The organism is Paenibacillus sp. OK060 (assembly GCF_900101205.1).
Taxonomy (GTDB): Bacteria; Bacillota; Bacilli; order Paenibacillales; family Paenibacillaceae; genus Paenibacillus; species Paenibacillus marchantiae.
Map to the genome: position 1 here is coordinate 14,307 of NZ_FNFR01000009.1, position 17,151 is coordinate 31,457.

Sequence of the window (17,151 nt, forward strand, 5' to 3'; positions counted from 1 at the left end):
TCAGTAACCCGAAATCAGTTCACGCAACTCACGAATAATAGCTGCATTTGACTCCGTTCCTTCCCCATAACGTTTACCAATCTCTTGACGTGCTACAGCCAAATTATCCTGATAATCTGCCGCTTCACGGTCCGGGTTGAGACGTTTGAATTCAACCATAACTTCCTGCACATGTTGCGGACGAGGTCCCCATTGACCCAGTACATGTCCGCCCGTATCTGCAAAAATAACGACAGGAACAGAGCGTCCGCCCATCGTAAGGAACTCATCCATCACTTCAGGGTGATTTTCCAAAATAAGAACTTCTGTCGGAATGCCGGAAATTTCCAGCGCCTGGAATACGACTGGAACATTGCGTACCACATCGCCACACCAGTCAGCAGCCAAAATTAACACACGCAAGTCATCGCGGTGATTCAGGCTTTCGAAAAATTCACGATCATCCTCACTTGGCCATACAAAGCTGTCATAGTTTGCCTGAAACTCACTTTGGTTCTTCGTCATGCTCTCAATGAAATCTTTCGGTGGCAAACCTTTACCGAATTTGTGAGACAAGTTTGGTTTTCCCATAACTAGACACTTCCCTTCTTTTTACGAGCATTCATCCATTTAATAAGTACATAAACAATCATAAGTGCGAGAGCAACGAGCAAAATCGGCATAATATAAGGTGCCGCTTTCTCGTTGATATGTTGCCATTGATCTCCAAGTATCATCCCTAAATATATAAACAATGCAGACCACGGTATAACAGCGAGGGTTGTCAGCAAAATAAATCGACCCGTATGCATTTTGGATATACCGGCAGGAATCGATATGGCATGTCTTACGACCGGAACAAAACGCGCCGTGAAAATGACCCCTGTCCCATACTTGCGGAACCACTCTTCGGAATGGTCGATGTGCTTTTTCTGGATCAGTATGTATTTTCCGTAGCGTTCAAGTACAGGTCTTCCGCCATAACGGCCAATCCAGTAAATAAATAGCTGGGCTATGACACCGCCCACGGTACCAAAAATCAATGCACCGAAAAAATTAATATGGCCTTGTGAAACGAGAAAACCTCCATATGCCAGTACAATTTCACTCGGAATAACTTCAAGCATTAGTCCAAGCATAATTCCAAAGTATCCAAGACTCTGAATCCAATCGAATAATTGATTGACAATGTTATGAATAACGTCCATCTCGACCCTCTTTCTTCATCCTGATTGGCAGTGCCCTTCCGCACCATGGATGTTCGTCCCTATTTTATCACAGGCCTGTAGCTGTTGCTACTTCACCCGTCTGGGATAGTGTCCCGCAGGCAGGCGTTTGCATATGGTATCGGGAGAGGAGCGTGAGAAGATGTCATTCAAATCAGCACCCGGTACTCCCCCGGTCAAACATAACACCCCAGGCCAGAAACTGCCTTCTGCCCGCGGTATCCGAAGAGCATGCAGCAAAGAGCTGTATCGAACAGCCAAAAAGCTAAAGGTATATATCTCCCCAGAGCTGATGAAGCAGGCGGAAGAATTGTATTATGGGAAGGTCATCGCCAATCTGCTCTGGATCGGAGAAAATCGGGATAATCGCAAAAAATTATGCGAATGGTGGAACGCGGATGTCAGCTTAGATATTGCGACTCTATGGGGTGTAGAGGTAGAACCGCTGCAAGCTGCCTTTAAGAATGCGTTTGGCGGATATCGCTTGTAAGTTGGGAGCAATGAACAGGTAGACGAACAGCTTATGGTGCAGCATTTTGTTCGATTTTGAATAACCCGAACTGAGGCGTAAGCCAATACTTTCGTTGGATCCATGCGAGATCGTTCATGCCGTTACAAGTTGAATCATTGTTTTCATGGATCTCGTTCTCTTTTAGCGTTGGATGAGGTCAGATATTCAGGGAATCTTTCTGGTCACCTCTGAAGCAAGTGGATCAAAAGCAAGGAGGCGCAGATTATCCCCGTAACGTAATGCGTCTTCTCCAAGCTCAAAACGCCGATCATTTCTATCCTTCTCTGATGCTACTTTTTCGGCCAGTTGTCTGTAACGTTCATATATCCATACTCCAGCAGCAGCGGTCTGCCTTCCTCGTTCAGCATACCCTGACGCCAGTTCCATCCGTGATGCCTGTTCCATCCAATATAGGGCTTGGGACTGGCTGGACGCGTCAAAACGATTCTGGGCCAGGCCTTGTTCAAAATAGTTCCCGGCCGACTCTCCTCTACCCGATTGAGCGGCTAACCGCCCCAGCTCTCCGTAGAGTTGGGGTGAAACAGGGGAAAAGGACAAGCTCTGCACCAATATGGAGTCAGCCTTTCCCGCTGGAATCGTACGGGACAAGGAGATGGCGATATCCGGCCTGTAGGGGTTAAACTTGTACGCCGCAGTAAGAAGCGCTTTACGTTCAGCACCTTCTGTATTTTTTGACATGGCTAAACGATATTGTTGTTCTGCCGCCACTTGTTGTCCAGCAAGCCAGACTGTGCCGCCGAGCCAAAACATGACGAACAGTCCGGTTAATATCCGTTGAGGCCACGGGCTTAACGGACGGAGAAAACGAGACCGTTTTTTGTCAGCCACGGATTCCTGAAGAGTTGACGACGAGAGGGCCCAGCCCCCAAGCCAAATGAACAGCATCCAATTGAAGGTGAAGCTCCAGTCAAAGTCCATAGCGCCATGGAGGACAAAAACAATAACCGAAGGCAGCAGCTGCGGTGCATGCCTCCACATCGTTCGCAGGGTGGAAAAGAACCATCCGACGATGAGCAGCAACCCGATCACGCCTGTATCGAGGGCCAGATCGAGGAAGCCGTTGTGGACCTCGCCTCCGACATAAGGCGAGGATTGGATGGCGCGAAACATGTTGCGCCATGTCTCTCCCCCGTGGCCCAGCCATGCGGCCTCGGTCCAGAGCTTCAGGGCGTCCCGCCACATCTGAAGGCGGGACAGCCCTGTGCCGACACCAGCCGCCATGCGGTCGGCTGTGGAGGCCACGGCCACAGTGGCGGCGGCGATTCCCGCCAGCACTGTGGCCGTGAGGGCAGCGGCGCGTGCACGAGCGTCGCTGTGCCACAAACGGCACAGCAGCAGCGTGCCGAGCAGCGCAGCTGCCCATGCCCCGGCCAGTGCCAGCAGGCCGGGCACGGGTGCAGGCGCCAGCTGGGCCGCAGCCAGCTGGCGGTAGAGCCAGGCCGCGCACGCCAAGGGCGCGGCTGTGGCCAGCAGCAGCGGCAGGCGGGCACCGCGCCGCTGCAAAGCGAAGGCGGCGACCGCGGCGCAGCCGGTCGCCAGCCAAGCGCCGCGCGACTCGCTCAGCAGGAGCGCGGCTTGCGCGGGCATGAGCGGCAGTGCTGCCGCGATGAGCCGCCCGGCCGACAACGGCCGGGCCATGGCGCGCGCGGCGGCAGCCAGCCGCTCCAATGCGTACATGCCAACAATGGCACCGTACGCATTAGGGTACTGCAGCAATCCGCCGAGCCGGGCTCCAGCGGAGCTGATCTCGGGGTCAGCGGTTCGCATGACCCCATAAGGCAGCGGCAGCACACCACACGCGGCTAGCACTCCGCTTAGCACAATCAGGCCGCCTGCCAATTGCCAGCCACAGGCAAACCAAAGCGTTCCGTTCGCGCGTGATGCCAGTATGACGGTTAGCAACGCAAATATCGCCAGAAGGCTCCAGCGCAGCATCTCATCCAAACTTCCCTGTACGCTTACAGAGCCCATCCATACATGCAGGCCAAACCAGACTGCTATTGCCAGGGGCCAAAGCATCCAGCGGAAGTGAGCATACTGCATAATCGCCTCATATAGTCGTTTGAGGTAATCCAACCACTGAGCAATCCCTAACTGCCCTCTCGTCTTCGGTGCATTAAAGCACATAATGAACAAAACAAACCAAATAAGTACACTTCCTGATGCCATGAGTACCATGGGATATACGTCCGTAGTATAAAACAATCCCCTACATAGACATCCTGTCAACAGTAAAGCCACTGCAATTAAACCAAGAACTGCCGTTAATGCCGATTCTGAACTCCACTTGGCTTTCTCATCTGATTTTCCTCCCTTCATATGTCCCTCTCCTTTCTCCCGTCTCCGTATTCCTCTTAATGAATTTCAAACAAAAAAAGACAGAAGCCCCATTAGGGTCTTCTGCCTGATTTCATGCCTTTGGCACATTATATTTATTTTCACGGGACCCTCTTATCAGTATGTCCCGTCAACGGCGATGGCAGACGAACTGCATCGTCTCAAAGGATCAAGCAACTCAATCATGTATCATCCTTCTTGCCATCTGCCATCAAACATTATGCATCACTTTTCATTGTTCCATAGACATTCACATTCAACAGTGATCACAGTGGCTGGCATCTTGGGTGACACCTTTGGTCGATTCCCCATTTGAATTCTCCTGGCTCGCATCTGCCCCTTGGTTCGGTGCAGCTTCTTTCAGCTTGCCACCACCTGGGAGCAAGTCCGCACAAGCCCGCTCCAAATAAGGATCTGCGTGAATGAAATCACGGAATGCGGTATATTCGTTCCACATGTCAGCAGTCTGCCCAGCCTGGCCTCGTACGGCACGGATTAAAATATTTTTCGGCGTATGCTCCATGTCGATAAATTCAAGCAGCTGCGTTTTGTATCCCATCAGATCGAGCAGCTTGGCCCGAATGGCATCGGTTGCCAAAGCGGAGAAACGTTCCTTCAGAATACCGTGTGACAACAACGGGTTCATCACGTTGGATTCAATCTGATCAAATAGCTCATGCTGACAGCACGGTACAGACAGAATGACCGAAGCGCCCCAACGAACGGCTTTCTCCAAAGCAGCATCGGTTGCTGTATCACAGGCATGCAGCGTTACAACCATATCCACTTCATTCAACTCGTCATAGTCAGCGATGTCTCCAACGAGGAACTTCAGGTCACCGTAATGCAATTTGTTTGCCAGATCATTGCAGTGTTCAATAACATCGGCTTTTAAGTCGAGGCCAATAATTTTAAGCGATCTGCGCTGCTGTACGGACAAATAGTGATATAAAGCAAAGGTGAGATAAGACTTCCCGCAACCAAAATCAACAATGGTAAGTGGACGGCCCTCCGGCAGATGCGGGATGACGTCCTGAACCATTTCGAGGAAACGGTTGATCTGTCTGAACTTGTCGTACTTGCGAGCCAAAACGCGGCCTTCCTCGCTCATAATCCCCAGCTCCACCAGAAATGAAACGGGAACTCCATCTTCCAGCACATATTGCTTTTTGCGATTATGCGAGAGGTCCACCGCAGTCTTGGAAGGCGACTTGGTCAAGATGGACACTTTATATTTTTTGCTGATCAAAATTTGATAGTCTGCGTCTGTAGTACAGAGCAGTCCTTGACGAAACGTCTCTTCGCATAGCAAAGTCATGCGCTCTGCCGCTTCATCCGGAGTCAAATTCTCGTGCAGCACTTTGTTGGTATAATGAAATGCGAATTGATAATGAAGCTGATTCTTGAGCGTTACCGGCTTGACTTGCACTTTCGTATACGAGACATTGTCCCGTCTGCGCAGCTGGCTCCAGGTCGCTGTAATCAGCGAATTCTGTTCAAAGATGTCTTGTATAAGCTTTCGCAATGAATCCACGGGGGTACATCTCACTTTCGGTTTGGTTTGGTCAACCGTTACCATAACACAATTCCGTTCCCTCTCCAAGTTAACGGCCTATTCATCGGTTTAACGGTTCAGCTCGGCAATCCCCTCTTCCACTTCCTCACGAGGCAAACCACCTTGTTGCAATTGCTCATCTTCCAGTTGTCTTAACCTTTCATAGAAAGCCTGCACCTCACCCCGATAATGAATGGGATGACTATCGTCTACCTGCAGCAGTCTGTACCAGCTATTCTCAGCCTGATCATAACGCCCCTGCTGTTCACGATACAGGGCAAGCTGCTTTTCCGTTCGTGCCGGAAGTTCGTATTGTTTCGTCTGCTCCAATATTCCCTCCACACGATCTGGTGCATCCAGCAGCTTCGGATTAGCCCCATTATTCAGTGCGTACAGGTAAAAATGAAGTGATCTCATCAGACGAATAAGTGCTTCATTCTCCGACTCCATCTTTTCCTGGTCATCTATGCCCTCTACTTTGGCCTTTTCATTATAAATGTACGCCTCTTCTTCGATCAGCCTGGCGGCTTGTTGCAGATTGTCCACTTCAATGACGCCGCGAAAACGGAACATTTCAATGACATCCTCGGCCGGCAGTGAGTTCAGCAGAGATAAATTCAGTCCAAACTGCCTACGCAGCAGCTCGTCCAGCTCGGACAGAGCCTCCGTGTGTTTTCGCTGTTGTTTAAGTGTAAATACTTTGCCGATCGCTTCTGTCATTTCCTCCATCATGCGGAGCAGATAATCTTTCCTGAACATGCTATGTGCCCCCTCATCATTCGATCGTGTACATTCCAGTTTCACTTGCATGATCCATTCTCATCATTTTAATTCATGCCATGACAAAAAGCCAAAACATGGTCTATGGCTCGTCCTATGCTCTGGCCCTGAACAAATAAAACCCCTGCCGTTCTTGAGCGAACGTTGCAGGGGTTTAGCAAAATACTGACGCTCCGCCAAGGAGGCGAAATCATCCGATACTCTATTCATGTTCCATTATTACTTCGATAATCCCGTCAAAAATTGTTTAATGACCTGAATTAAATCTTCCGGAGCTTCATACATGCTCATATGTCCTGCCCCAGGAATCACGGCTTGTGTAATATGTGGTTTGTCACTTGTGAATGTACGTTCCGGCGGAATGACGGCATCCTTCTCTCCGGCAACCAGTAGGACAGGAAGCGGTGTAGCGGACAATACATCACGACGATCCGGTCGTTCCCGCATAGCCAGTGCAGCTCCAGTTGCCCCTTGTGGCGCAGTCTGGTAACCAATTTCCTTCACACGAGTCACTTGCGTCGATAGCGATTCCAAATGTTCTTGTGCAAACAAACCGGGAACCAGCCCATCTACAAAGTGAACAATGCCTTCCGTCTGAATGGTGGATACTGCACGAAGGCGTTTTTCTTTGCCTTCTTCACTATCCGGATAGGCTGTGGAATGAATCAAGCCGAAGGCATTCAATCGTTCTGGGTGGCGCTGTGCGATAGAAAGTGCGATATATCCGCCCATGGAGTGACCGAGTAGGAAAGCCTTGTCCACCTTTAGCTCGTCCATTAATTGCAATACGTCATTGCCCATCTGATCAATGGTATAACTACCTACAGGTGCGTCCGTTTTGCCGTGTCCACGCAGATCGGGTACGATGCAACGATAGCTGCGTGCAAGCTCAGGCACCACTTCATCCCAGTAGGATGAACTGCCGCAGTATCCGTGGAGCAAAATGAGTGCTTCTCCCTTACCCTGTTCGGCATAACAAATCGTCGTTCCGTCACACATCACTTTTTCCATATAAATCCCTCTCTCTGCGCGAATTAAATTAATTCAAGTTGTATATTATTAAGCCTGCATATCATTAATGAAACGTTTATCTGTATTTCACTGCTTCGGCGACCGCCTCTGCAATCGATCTGGACATGCCCATAACGAAATGAAGCGAGGTCATCTGTAGAATGGAATAAGGTCTCGGTCCATTAGCATTCACTACAGCAGCCACGCTATAATGACCAACTGGCGGCAGCTTGCCTCCAACCGATTTTGCCGGAATCAGTGGATGTTCCGCAAGATAGTATGTACCTGTTGCCTGTTTTGGACCCAGACAAGCATCAATGGCGATGATGGCATGATGTGACGGGACAAGCGCCAGCCTCTTCTCCAGTGTATCCGCATCACAAGGAGAAGCCAGAGTTCCTACAACGTGATTCACTCCATACTCCTGCAGTAGACTGCCTGTCAGTGGGCCCAGAGCATCTCCGGTAGAACGGTCCGTCCCGATACAGACAAAGGTGATTTCATCCGGTGAATGAAGCTTATAGATGTGCTTGAAAAATAATACTAAGTCTTCTCCCTGCACATTGTGGCGGGCTTCCCTACTTTGATGACGAACCAATTCCCGCTTATATACGGCCAATCTCTTACCTCCTTATACACATGTACTTCCTGCCTGAGTCTCTATTGTTATATTCCTCATTTTACCCGATGCTTGATTTCGTCGCAAAAGCATTGGCCTGAGCCTGTCCAATCATGATACAATGACAACAGTTTCCGATACGGAAGGGATGGACATAACGATGGATTTAACGCAAGCAAGCGCAGCCAACATGGAATATATGATTGAAGCAATCAAAACGAAGTTGCGGATGGCCAGTGGAGCTGCCATGCAGGCTTCGTCTTTCCCACTTGCGAAGTATGAAGATTTGTTTGACCTGTATGAAATGGTCCTAAGCAAGGAACATCTGAGTATCTCTGAAGTGGAAGCTGTCGCTTCCGAACTGGGTAATCTCCGCAAATCCTAGGGCGGCATCGCCCAGCAAACTTTGAGAGACTCTTTTACGAAGGCAGCTACAACAAGCCGTACAAAAAGGACCTGTTCTCCACATCACAGTGGAGACAGGTCCTCTTGCGTTTGTTTTTTTCGTCAAGGCAAATCCACCAATACAAATTCAGCCGTCTCGCTGCCTGTACCTGTAATTTGCAGATCACAGCTTTTGCGGATTCGTGCAGCATCACCCGGCTTGAGATTGAAATTGCCGTCTGAACATACAATCTCGATATGGCCACTAATCAGGAAGAGATGTGTACGCCTATCTTCATGTTGAGGGTACATTAATTTTTGACCGGATTCCAGATGGGATAGATAACAAGTTACATCCTGTGAAATAGGCAATGCTCCCTCGGCTCCTTCTCCCCCTTGCCCCGATACAATCGGACAAAGACGGTTCAGATGCTCCTGAGCCTCTACACGACGATTAGTATACGAGGGCTTCAACATGCGCTGGGATGGCAGGAACCACATCTGTAGAAAGCGTACCGGTTCATCCTCTGACGGGTTAGTCTCTGAATGCTCTACGCCGGTGCCTGCACTCATGACCTGAACTGTTCCCGGTTCCAACAATTGCTCCGTTCCCATGCTATCCGTATGTTTCAACGTACCTGATATGACATAACTAACAATCTCCAAGTCATGATGTGGATGTCGCTTAAAGCCTTCCTGCGGCATCAGTGTGTTGTCATTATGAGCCAGAAGACAACCAAAATGGGCATTGCTTGGATCATCATAGTCCGCAAAGGAAAAGCTGAATTCACTGTGTATCCAACCTCGATCCGACGTGTGCCTTTCTTCCGATGTCACTACTTTAATCATGTTCATCCACCTCCAAGGGTTTAGAGCTGCAGCACTATCGCAGCAGTTCTTGCGTGTATATTTAGAATTCTATAGATCAATACCAGTTGGTATGTCATCTTTACCCGTGGTCAGGGAATTCTAATCACGCCCCTTGCTTATGGTTATACGCTTTCTTCAGATGAGTGAAGCTTGAATTCGATCTCTGCCCGCCCTACGACTTTACCTGCGTCGTTCCGAATGTCAGGTGGATATACTTCTGCCAGTCGTTCGATGGTTTTTCGATTGCTGTAGCCAATCTGCTCCAGAATGGATTGGGCAATATAGGCCCATTCTTCTTCCGAACCATCAAGCACTTTGAACGTAATTCCGAGGCGTTCCTTTTTCAGGGCAAAACCAAATACACCCTTGAAGCCACCTTTGGCTACAATGTTGCTGTCTTCAAGCAGCACGGAATCCACACGCTGCGTTCCTCCTACCATTAACGGATATTCGTTCATGGCTCCAGTAATGGTCTCTACCGCCGAACGTGTAGATGGGTCCTCGATCAGATCCGGGCAAGCCAGCTTCAGATATGCGTTCGACAATGCCGATAACGGCAACGAAAATACCGGAAAGCCGCAGCCATCCGTCCCAAGTTTAATCTCTTTCTGTTCAATCCCTGCCATATAGGCCATGGTCTCAAGAATTTCACGCTGTACCGGATGTTCTGGTTCTGCATAACTTCCCAAATCGGCCTGTTTCATCTGAGTGTATGCGAGAACGCCCAGATGTTTACCGGAGCAGTTGTGGAGAATACGACGCTTCTCTCCTTGAGATCGTAGCCATTGATTTCGGCTTTCTTCATTGAGGGGGTAACTCGGTGCGCAAATCAAGCACTCTTCACCCAACCCTATTTTGCTTTCTATCTGCTCCAACACCTGAATATGCATCGGCTCCGAACGGTGTGAGGAAGACATAATGGCAATCTCCTGAGCTGTCAGACCGTAATGCCCAGCAATACCAGCACGAATCCCCGGAATGGCCTGAAAGGGCTTGGCAGATGAACGGGTAAACGCTCTAAAATGCGGATCTCCGGCTGAATATACAACATTGCCGTTCTCATCCGTAATGCTTATGTGTCCGTAATGGGCGCATTCCATAACGCCCGCACGGTATTCTTTAATTAACAGGGCACTCTCCATGCGAGTTCTCTCCTTTATACTCCCGAATTCATCTCTGCTTTGCGTCACGACGCCGCATGGGATATCTTAAATAGTATAGTACAAAAGCGACGTTTTTACAGTTTTTTCGACAGACATTTGGGGTAATCCTTTATCAATCTTTATCTACCTACTACCATTACTGAAGGAGATACTTATTTATGCTGCGCAAAACGCAATTACCCACTTCCGGGTTAGCTCGCAAAACTTCAGTACGTCCACTGCTCAACTGGGCTGGTGTCGGAATTATAGCCAGCGTTTCGGTCGTCTTCTTGCTGGCGGCTCTGGGAGCGTTGCTGGGTAACGATGTTATCCTTTCATTGGATGACAGGATCCAGCAGTTATTTTATCTGAACTCAGATTCACGTCTTCATCTGCTGCCTTTCATTTCATTCATTACTGCGCTCGGTTCTTTCAGACTTTCTGCCATCGCAGCTATCGGTTTTTCAATTCTTTTCTTGTGGCAGCGTCGTCCCCGTTTCCTCATATATGGTTATGCGTTACTCAGCAGTTTTGCCATGATGTGGATTCTCAACACCTTATTGAAGGAAATATTCAGGCGTAGTAGACCTGAGCTGGAACATCTGCTGGTTGTTCATGGATATAGTTTTCCAAGTGGTCATGCGATGATCTCGATGGGGTTTTATGGCATGCTCTTTGTCATCTGGGCGATTGAACGACATCAACGTGTGTCTGGAGTTGCACTGCCTGTCATTTGCGGAATCACATTTATATTTCTGGTCGGCCTCAGCCGCATCATGCTGGGTGTACATTTTCCAACCGACGTTTTCACCGGATTTGCTGCAGGACTGGCTTGGATCTTCTGTATGATTAAAGGGATTCAACGTTCCGTCTGAATTGTACTATCCTATAATTTCCAGTATAGATCTCCCTACATTGATTGTTTCACCTTGAAGCACGGCGTTTATATACGAAGTAAGCAAACGCGAACAGACACCATCCTACATCAAGTACAAAGGAGGCGGTTGTTATGTGGGGTATTATTATCAGTATTGTGATGGCAGTCATTATCGGTGTAATCGGTGATGCACTTGCCGGTCATAACATGCCTGGAGGAATTATTGGTGCAATGGTTGCCGGATTTGCCGGAGCCTGGCTGGGAGCACTCTTGCTTGGTAACTGGGGACCGGTCATCGGTAACTTTGCCGTAATTCCTGCTATCATTGGAACAGCAGTCTTTGTCTTTTTGCTGGGGCTTGTGTCCAGACTGTTCAGACAGGCTGCCTGATCGGTGCAACAAGGTGTTCGTTGTTTCGTATTCGTTTCTTAAATTTGAAGAAGGAGTGATTTGACATGAATAAAGCAGAAGAACAATATCCTGTACAAAGCGGTTCCACTTTCGCCAAAGGTATTTTCATCGGAGGTTTGCTGGGAGCAGCTGCAGCACTACTCTTTGCCCCTAAACCAGGACGCGAATTGCGTGATGACCTTTCCGAGAAAGTGGGGATCGTTACAGATCGCACAAAAGAAGTTGCAGCGGTTGTCGGTGATAAAGCTTCCGAACTGGCTAAAACGGTCTCTTCCAAAACTTCTGATATTGCAAAAACGGTAAACCAAGGCCGTAATGACGTTATGGACTCCGTAAGAAAAGCTTCCGCTGATGTAGCGAATGAAGCATCCAAAGCGTCGGACGAAGTGGCTACCGCTTCTGTAGAAGCGAAGGAAGATGCACGTAAAGAATTGAACTCGACCAGCCTGTAAGGCTTTGGATCGAGTGACCAATAGCCAGCTGTATTCCAGCTGGCTATTTTTTATCCACGGCGAGATTAAAGGAGGAAGAACATGAGTAAAGTCACAATGAACGGCAATACGCCCATAACCGGAGGAAAACCCGCACAACAGTATGATACAACAGAACACCCTTTTGAATTGCGACATGAGGTCAAACGTCTGAATACTCGTCTGGATCAGATTGCAGACAGTTTGGAAAAATCTCAAATCAAGGATATTATCGAAAACTACAGCAGTCCCAAAAAACGTATCATTACCAACTTCACCGCTGGTATGGCACGTGGTTTGGGTTTGACGGTAGGGACCTTCGTCGTTCTTGGTCTGCTCGCTTTTATTCTCAGTCAATTCGTGAACATGCCAATTGTAGGACAATATATTGCTGACTTACTGGGATACATTGAAGATTATAAAAAATAAAAGGCACAGGGTGAGGCTGACAAAGTCATCGCCTTCGTTTGCCATTGGCATGCTTCTCTGTTTCTTTGGCCGACGGCTGGGAAGACTTCACTTTGAGCAGATCCCCTGTCCAGCCCTTCATCATCATCCATACATACATGCCAATCATGCTAATGATTATAAGCGCAAGGACGAGAACAACACCCCATGTTTTGTCGATCCAAGGCAGATTCTCGAAGTTCATTCCCCATATGGCTCCTGCAGCCGTTGCGGGCGTGAATACCGAGGTTACAAGGGTCAGTGTCTTCATAATCTCATTGCCCCGCACCCCTGAAATGGCATTATCGATGGAGATCAATGTATCAATCTCTGTCTCATAATGTTTGAACAAACGCTCCATCCGTTCGATCCGGTGCTGGAGCTGCTGGAAAAAGCGATTCTCTTTCAATTCATCCAGGTAGGCTTCCCTGGCAGCAGCCATCAATTCGGAATACGGAATGAACAGGTTACTCCAATACAGCAGCTCAAATCTAGCCGCAAGAATCTGATCCATCAACGTGCGTGCATTGCGGGATTCCATCGTCCGCTCCAAATCCCTCAGGTTCATCTCAAAATGGTCCATACCCACATGGTAATAATGCAATATCGCGCGAAAGAGCACAAACATGCCGTCCCTTGCTTCACTGCACTGTTGTAACATGGCTGCACGTTCACCTGTATTCATAATACCTCTGGTATTATCATCTACATTCAAGGTAACCAGTCTTTCTTGATCCACATAGAAAAACATCTGATTATCTTTACGTTGATCGTTTCTTTCATTCTTGACCGCATATAATAATGACCCGAATATCACGGGCTCCGTGCCGTTCATGAAGCGGACGGACAGGTAGTTGGACTCTACCTCCGGTATTTTGCGAAGCCAGTACTGCATTTCTGGAAATGTGTTCGTCAGTTCCTCCAAGGCATCAGCCATACTCTCCTGATCAGGTGCAACCCAATCCCACCATTCCCAATGGTCTGAGTAGGTAAGCTTATCCCGACGCGCTTCCAGCTTGACTTTATCCACAATCACAAACATCCACTCCTGCATTCATACTGTTCATTAGAAAATCATTGATCCCAAAAAAAGGACACGTATGCATTCCATTGGAATCACGTGTCCTTCTCTATGCCGTGCTCAATATCGTCACCGATCTACATCTCATAATAATGAAGCATTCGACATAATCTGTTTTAATTTCTCAGTGGCTCGCTTTTGGATACGAGATACACTCATTTGGGATACTCCCAATTTCTGAGCAATTGCCCGCTGCGACTGACCATCCTGAAATGCTAAAATAAGCACTTTTTGTTCCTGTTCCTTCAATTGTCCCAATGCCTGCTGCAAGTCCATCCGCTTCTCAACCGAATCGAAGTCATTCACATCAGAACTGATTAGTTCGCCCAAAGTGGCTGCACTCTCATCCTGTGATAGCGGAGAATCCAGTGACACATAGTGGTAACATTCCCGACCAGCCAAGACTTCGATGGTTTCCTCAGGGGTTAAATCCAGGTATTCAGCAATCTCGTTCACACCTGGTGAACGCTCCAGCTTCACTGTCAATTCATCAATGGCATGCTGGACAAGTGCTCCCTTTTCCTTAATTCTACGGGGCACCTGAATATACCAGGACTTGTCCCTTAAATAATTCTTCATATGACCGATCATGCTCTTCATGGCATAAGGTTCAAACGGAATACCCAGATTAATATCGTATTGCTTGAGCAAACGAATTAGGGCCATCTGCCCGGTCTGATACAAATCCTCATACAGATCGGGTCGGTTCCGCGCAATTTTACCAGCTGCCATCTTCACCATCGGTTCATATTTGCGGATAAGAACTGTTGCAATTTCGTTATCCTGGGTTTGCTGGTATTCCCAGATCAAACCTATTGCTTCAGACATGGACTCTGGGGGAGTCACTTTTTCATTCATACTTTCTCCTCACTTCTTGCAAGACGTTTTACGAGTACTACTTTCGTACCTTTGCCCGTCTCACTTTCCACACTGACATCGTCCATCAGAGCTTGCATCAGGTAAAATCCAAGTCCACCGATTTGGGCATCTGTCAGTTCTTTGTCATGAAGGCCTGCACGGGATACCGCCGGGTTAATGTTCTCGAAGCTGGCTCCTTCATCTTTGACGGTAATAGCCAGCGTGTCATTATCCACTTCGAACACAACCTCAACCATGCCGCCTTCGTGTGAGTAAGCATACAGTACAGAGTTATTACAGGCCTCGGATACAGCAACCTTCATATCCTCAATGTCCTCATAAGAAAATCCCATTTTGGACGCAACACCATAAAGATTGAGTCTTACAATATCAACGTAATCAGCTGTCGCCGGTAAATTAAGGGTGACTCTTTGAACTTCTGCATTCATTCCTTTTTCGATCCTTTCCTATTGGGAATTCTTCTGTGAGACAAAGAATTTGGCAATACCCGTCATATCAAAAAGTTTCTGAATTTGCGCAGGAACTTCCTGTACTTCAAAGCGAGCTTCCATTCCATGCCGTGCTTTCAGAACAGATAACAGGATACCAATCCCTGTACTATCGATGTACTTCAAGTCTTGCATGTTAATAATCAAATCTTGTTCCTTGTTGTCCACAAGCGGCTCCATCACTAAACGGAATTCAGGAGCAACCGACAAATCCAGTTCGCCAGTCAGATACACCGTGCACACTCCATCAAGTGTTTCTGTTCTTGCATTGAATTTTTCATTTTTATTTGTATTCATTAGACATCTCTCTCCTGATCAATGGTTTCTTTACCTAATAACCCATCTACAGCACATATGAAACAGTAATCGAATTAGCAAATATTTCAATTCGCCTGATTTATGGCCGATGCGTTGGATTTGAACCCTTGTCTTTCTTCCTGAAATCGGGACAACTTCTGTTTCACATTGCCCATTTTCACAGGTTTACTGATGTAATCGTCCATACCTACAGTGGAACATCGCTGCTGAATACCATCCATGACATTGGCGGTCATCGCTACAATAACCGGCTGCTGGTCTTGAGGAAGGCTCTCACGAATTCTGCGTGTACACTCCAATCCATCCATCACGGGCATTTGCAAATCCATAAATATATAATCATAATTGCGGTTCGCTAAAACCATCTCCAGCGCCTTCTTGCCATCTTCGGCGATATCTGCGACGAGTCCAAGCTTGCCCAGCATAATGGACATTAGTTTCTGATTAATAGGATGATCATCGACGATTAATACGCTTGGATGCATTTCATAATTTTTTTTAATGTCCGTAAGCTGATCTTCCCCCATACCTGTCGTCAGCTCAGTCTCAACATACCGCTGCGCTTGAATGGTAAATACAAACGTAGCCCCACGCAGCTCTGACGTATCCAGATATATCTTTCCACCCATCATTTCAACGAGCGTTTTGCATATAGCCAGCCCCAGACCCGTTCCACCATACTTACGCGTCATGGATGTGTCCAGTTGGGAAAACGGCTGGAACAGACGATCTACTTTGTCTGGTGCTATGCCTATTCCTGTATCTTTTACAGCAAACTCCAGCGTCATTCGCCCGTCTTTTTCCTCATTAACGGATACGATCAGATACACGCCACCGTGGTCCGTGAACTTGATGGCATTGGCAATCAGATTCAATAAAACCTGGCGCAGCCTTGCCATATCTCCATAGATCAGTTCGGGTACCGAATCTTCCAGGAAATATTCCAGCTCAATATTCTTTTTGCCAGCTTCAACCGCAAAGAGTCTCAGTACTTCACGTATACAGGACACAAGTTCGAACGGATGCTCTTCCAGCTCCATTTTGCCGGATTCCATCTTGGTGAAATCAAGGATATCGTTAATCACCGTAACGAGTGCATCGGCACTGCGACGTACAATGTCCGCGTATTCCTTCTGATCTTCCTTCAGATCCGTTTCCATCAACAGATCAACCATACCGATAACGCCATTCATCGGCGTACGAATCTCATGACTCATCATGGCAAGGAACTCGGTCTTCGCATTTGCAGCAATTTCCGCTTCCTCTTTGGCCTGAACGAGCTGCTGGTTCATTTTCTCCAGTTCCTGCGTCTTCTGATGCAGCAGCATCGTCTGTGTTTTCAAACGTTTATTCGTGATAAACATTTCTACAAAGCCCTCGATTTTGGATTTCAAAATTTGAGGGATAAACGGCTTGACCATATAATCAATGGCTCCTGCGGAATAACCTGCAAATAAGTGCTCTGCCTCTCTGCTATTTGCAGAGATGAAAATAATCGGCACGTCCTTGGACTTGTCACGCGCCTTGATTAACTTTGCTGTCTCAATTCCGTCCATCCCAGGCATCTGCACATCCAGCACAATGACCGCAAATTCGTCTTTCAGCAAACAGCGAAGTGCCTCTTCCCCGGAGGTTGCCTTGACGAGCTTGTACTGTTCCGATTCCAGAACCGCTTCGAGAGCGAGCAGGTTCTCGGGGCGGTCATCTACCAATAATATGTGGATTGGTTCATTGAGCCCCATGAC

The 17,151-nt window shown here is 47.9% G+C and carries 20 protein-coding genes; 6 read left to right on the plus strand and 14 right to left on the minus strand.

Going from position 1 to position 17,151, the window contains the following annotated elements; genetic code table 11:
* Entirely contained in the window at positions 1-570 is a 570-nt protein-coding gene (locus BLS14_RS26840; protein ID WP_079697089.1) for a thioredoxin family protein, read from the minus strand.
* A 2-nt stretch (positions 571-572) separates the two neighbouring features.
* Positions 573-1,187 (minus strand): undecaprenyl phosphate transporter UptA, encoded by a 615-nt coding sequence (locus BLS14_RS26845; protein ID WP_063566612.1) that lies wholly within the window; start codon positions 1,185-1,187, stop codon positions 573-575.
* A 160-nt stretch (positions 1,188-1,347) separates the two neighbouring features.
* On the opposite strand from BLS14_RS26845, the gene BLS14_RS26850 reads away from it, so the two are divergent.
* Positions 1,348-1,695, plus strand: a complete 348-nt coding sequence (locus tag BLS14_RS26850) for a dehydrogenase (protein ID WP_090954755.1) — start codon at positions 1,348-1,350, stop codon at positions 1,693-1,695.
* 186 nt (positions 1,696-1,881) lie between these two features.
* Here the strand turns inward: BLS14_RS26850 and BLS14_RS26855 are convergent, their stop codons facing one another.
* From BLS14_RS26855 to yyaC, 5 genes are all read right to left on the minus strand, one after another.
* Positions 1,882-4,056 carry an O-antigen ligase family protein gene (locus BLS14_RS26855; RefSeq protein WP_090954756.1) on the minus strand — a complete coding sequence of 725 codons (2,175 nt, stop codon included), beginning with the start codon at positions 4,054-4,056 and terminating at the stop codon, positions 1,882-1,884.
* A gap of 274 nt (positions 4,057-4,330) precedes the next feature.
* Positions 4,331-5,608 carry a class I SAM-dependent methyltransferase gene (locus tag BLS14_RS26860; RefSeq protein ID WP_090954861.1) on the minus strand — a complete coding sequence of 426 codons (1,278 nt, stop codon included), beginning with the start codon at positions 5,606-5,608 and terminating at the stop codon, positions 4,331-4,333.
* A gap of 90 nt (positions 5,609-5,698) precedes the next feature.
* The gene (locus BLS14_RS26865) at positions 5,699-6,388 is read right to left on the minus strand and encodes a DUF6483 family protein (RefSeq protein ID WP_079697091.1); all 690 of its coding nucleotides are present in this window, start codon (positions 6,386-6,388) and stop codon (positions 5,699-5,701) included.
* A gap of 240 nt (positions 6,389-6,628) precedes the next feature.
* Positions 6,629-7,420, minus strand: coding sequence for an alpha/beta fold hydrolase (locus BLS14_RS26870; RefSeq protein ID WP_063566609.1), 792 nt, complete (start codon positions 7,418-7,420; stop codon positions 6,629-6,631).
* Positions 7,421-7,496: 76 nt separating this feature from the next.
* Positions 7,497-8,039: a spore protease YyaC gene (gene yyaC, locus BLS14_RS26875; RefSeq protein ID WP_079697093.1), complete on the minus strand. Its 543-nt coding sequence runs from the start codon at positions 8,037-8,039 to the stop codon at positions 7,497-7,499.
* A gap of 160 nt (positions 8,040-8,199) precedes the next feature.
* Between yyaC and BLS14_RS26880 the strand changes: the two genes are divergently transcribed.
* Positions 8,200-8,424 (plus strand): DUF1128 domain-containing protein, encoded by a 225-nt coding sequence (locus BLS14_RS26880; protein ID WP_063566608.1) that lies wholly within the window; start codon positions 8,200-8,202, stop codon positions 8,422-8,424.
* A gap of 122 nt (positions 8,425-8,546) precedes the next feature.
* Here the strand turns inward: BLS14_RS26880 and BLS14_RS26885 are convergent, their stop codons facing one another.
* On the minus strand, positions 8,547-9,272 hold the full coding sequence (locus tag BLS14_RS26885; RefSeq protein ID WP_063566607.1) for a pirin family protein: 726 nt from the start codon (positions 9,270-9,272) through the stop codon (positions 8,547-8,549).
* A 143-nt stretch (positions 9,273-9,415) separates the two neighbouring features.
* The gene (locus tag BLS14_RS26890) at positions 9,416-10,435 is read right to left on the minus strand and encodes an asparaginase (protein WP_064640583.1); all 1,020 of its coding nucleotides are present in this window, start codon (positions 10,433-10,435) and stop codon (positions 9,416-9,418) included.
* 179 nt (positions 10,436-10,614) lie between these two features.
* Between BLS14_RS26890 and BLS14_RS26895 the strand changes: the two genes are divergently transcribed.
* From BLS14_RS26895 to BLS14_RS26910, 4 genes are all read left to right on the plus strand, one after another.
* On the plus strand, positions 10,615-11,310 hold the full coding sequence (locus BLS14_RS26895) for a phosphatase PAP2 family protein (RefSeq protein ID WP_090954759.1): 696 nt from the start codon (positions 10,615-10,617) through the stop codon (positions 11,308-11,310).
* 134 nt (positions 11,311-11,444) lie between these two features.
* The gene (locus BLS14_RS26900; protein WP_063566604.1) at positions 11,445-11,702 is read left to right on the plus strand and encodes a GlsB/YeaQ/YmgE family stress response membrane protein; all 258 of its coding nucleotides are present in this window, start codon (positions 11,445-11,447) and stop codon (positions 11,700-11,702) included.
* 65 nt (positions 11,703-11,767) lie between these two features.
* Complete coding sequence (locus BLS14_RS26905) at positions 11,768-12,175, plus strand: YtxH domain-containing protein (protein WP_063566603.1); 408 nt, start codon at positions 11,768-11,770, stop codon at positions 12,173-12,175.
* Positions 12,176-12,256: 81 nt separating this feature from the next.
* On the plus strand, positions 12,257-12,622 hold the full coding sequence (locus BLS14_RS26910) for a DUF5665 domain-containing protein (RefSeq protein ID WP_082935221.1): 366 nt from the start codon (positions 12,257-12,259) through the stop codon (positions 12,620-12,622).
* Positions 12,623-12,647: 25 nt separating this feature from the next.
* On the opposite strand, the gene BLS14_RS26915 is transcribed toward BLS14_RS26910, so the two are convergent.
* The 5 genes from BLS14_RS26915 to BLS14_RS26935 form a co-directional block, all read right to left on the minus strand.
* Positions 12,648-13,676, minus strand: a complete 1,029-nt coding sequence (locus BLS14_RS26915) for a magnesium transporter CorA family protein (RefSeq protein ID WP_256336701.1) — start codon at positions 13,674-13,676, stop codon at positions 12,648-12,650.
* A 129-nt stretch (positions 13,677-13,805) separates the two neighbouring features.
* A complete protein-coding gene (locus BLS14_RS26920; RefSeq protein WP_024631358.1) occupies positions 13,806-14,579 on the minus strand; it encodes a sigma-70 family RNA polymerase sigma factor in 774 nt (257 codons plus the stop codon).
* A complete protein-coding gene (gene rsbW, locus BLS14_RS26925) occupies positions 14,576-15,028 on the minus strand; it encodes an anti-sigma B factor RsbW (RefSeq protein WP_063566601.1) in 453 nt (150 codons plus the stop codon). Before rsbW ends, BLS14_RS26920 begins: the two co-directional genes overlap by 4 nt.
* A gap of 18 nt (positions 15,029-15,046) precedes the next feature.
* Complete coding sequence (locus BLS14_RS26930) at positions 15,047-15,385, minus strand: STAS domain-containing protein (RefSeq protein WP_063566600.1); 339 nt, start codon at positions 15,383-15,385, stop codon at positions 15,047-15,049.
* Positions 15,386-15,471: 86 nt separating this feature from the next.
* Entirely contained in the window at positions 15,472-17,148 is a 1,677-nt protein-coding gene (locus tag BLS14_RS26935; RefSeq protein ID WP_063566599.1) for a response regulator, read from the minus strand.
* Between the last annotated feature and the right edge of the window lie 3 nt (positions 17,149-17,151).

Bases quoted from the DNA above. Each gene is read 5' to 3' on its own strand.
- BLS14_RS26900 (WP_063566604.1), top strand. From the start codon at position 11,445: ATGTGGGGTATTATTATCAGTATTGTGATGGCAGTCATTATCGGTGTA.
- BLS14_RS26895 (WP_090954759.1), top strand. From the start codon at position 10,615: ATGCTGCGCAAAACGCAATTACCCACTTCCGGGTTAGCTCGCAAAACT.
- BLS14_RS26880 (WP_063566608.1), top strand. From the start codon at position 8,200: ATGGATTTAACGCAAGCAAGCGCAGCCAACATGGAATATATGATTGAA.
- BLS14_RS26870 (WP_063566609.1), bottom strand. From the start codon at position 7,420: ATGGAAAAAGTGATGTGTGACGGAACGACGATTTGTTATGCCGAACAG.
- BLS14_RS26840 (WP_079697089.1), bottom strand. From the start codon at position 570: ATGGGAAAACCAAACTTGTCTCACAAATTCGGTAAAGGTTTGCCACCG.
- BLS14_RS26865 (WP_079697091.1), bottom strand. From the start codon at position 6,388: ATGTTCAGGAAAGATTATCTGCTCCGCATGATGGAGGAAATGACAGAA.
- BLS14_RS26935 (WP_063566599.1), bottom strand. From the start codon at position 17,148: ATGGGGCTCAATGAACCAATCCACATATTATTGGTAGATGACCGCCCC.
- BLS14_RS26850 (WP_090954755.1), top strand. From the start codon at position 1,348: ATGTCATTCAAATCAGCACCCGGTACTCCCCCGGTCAAACATAACACC.
- BLS14_RS26845 (WP_063566612.1), bottom strand. From the start codon at position 1,187: ATGGACGTTATTCATAACATTGTCAATCAATTATTCGATTGGATTCAG.
- BLS14_RS26905 (WP_063566603.1), top strand. From the start codon at position 11,768: ATGAATAAAGCAGAAGAACAATATCCTGTACAAAGCGGTTCCACTTTC.
- rsbW (WP_063566601.1), bottom strand. From the start codon at position 15,028: ATGAATGCAGAAGTTCAAAGAGTCACCCTTAATTTACCGGCGACAGCT.
- BLS14_RS26885 (WP_063566607.1), bottom strand. From the start codon at position 9,272: ATGATTAAAGTAGTGACATCGGAAGAAAGGCACACGTCGGATCGAGGT.
- BLS14_RS26910 (WP_082935221.1), top strand. From the start codon at position 12,257: ATGAGTAAAGTCACAATGAACGGCAATACGCCCATAACCGGAGGAAAA.
- BLS14_RS26920 (WP_024631358.1), bottom strand. From the start codon at position 14,579: ATGAATGAAAAAGTGACTCCCCCAGAGTCCATGTCTGAAGCAATAGGT.
- BLS14_RS26930 (WP_063566600.1), bottom strand. From the start codon at position 15,385: ATGAATACAAATAAAAATGAAAAATTCAATGCAAGAACAGAAACACTT.
- BLS14_RS26855 (WP_090954756.1), bottom strand. From the start codon at position 4,056: ATGAAGGGAGGAAAATCAGATGAGAAAGCCAAGTGGAGTTCAGAATCG.
- BLS14_RS26890 (WP_064640583.1), bottom strand. From the start codon at position 10,435: ATGGAGAGTGCCCTGTTAATTAAAGAATACCGTGCGGGCGTTATGGAA.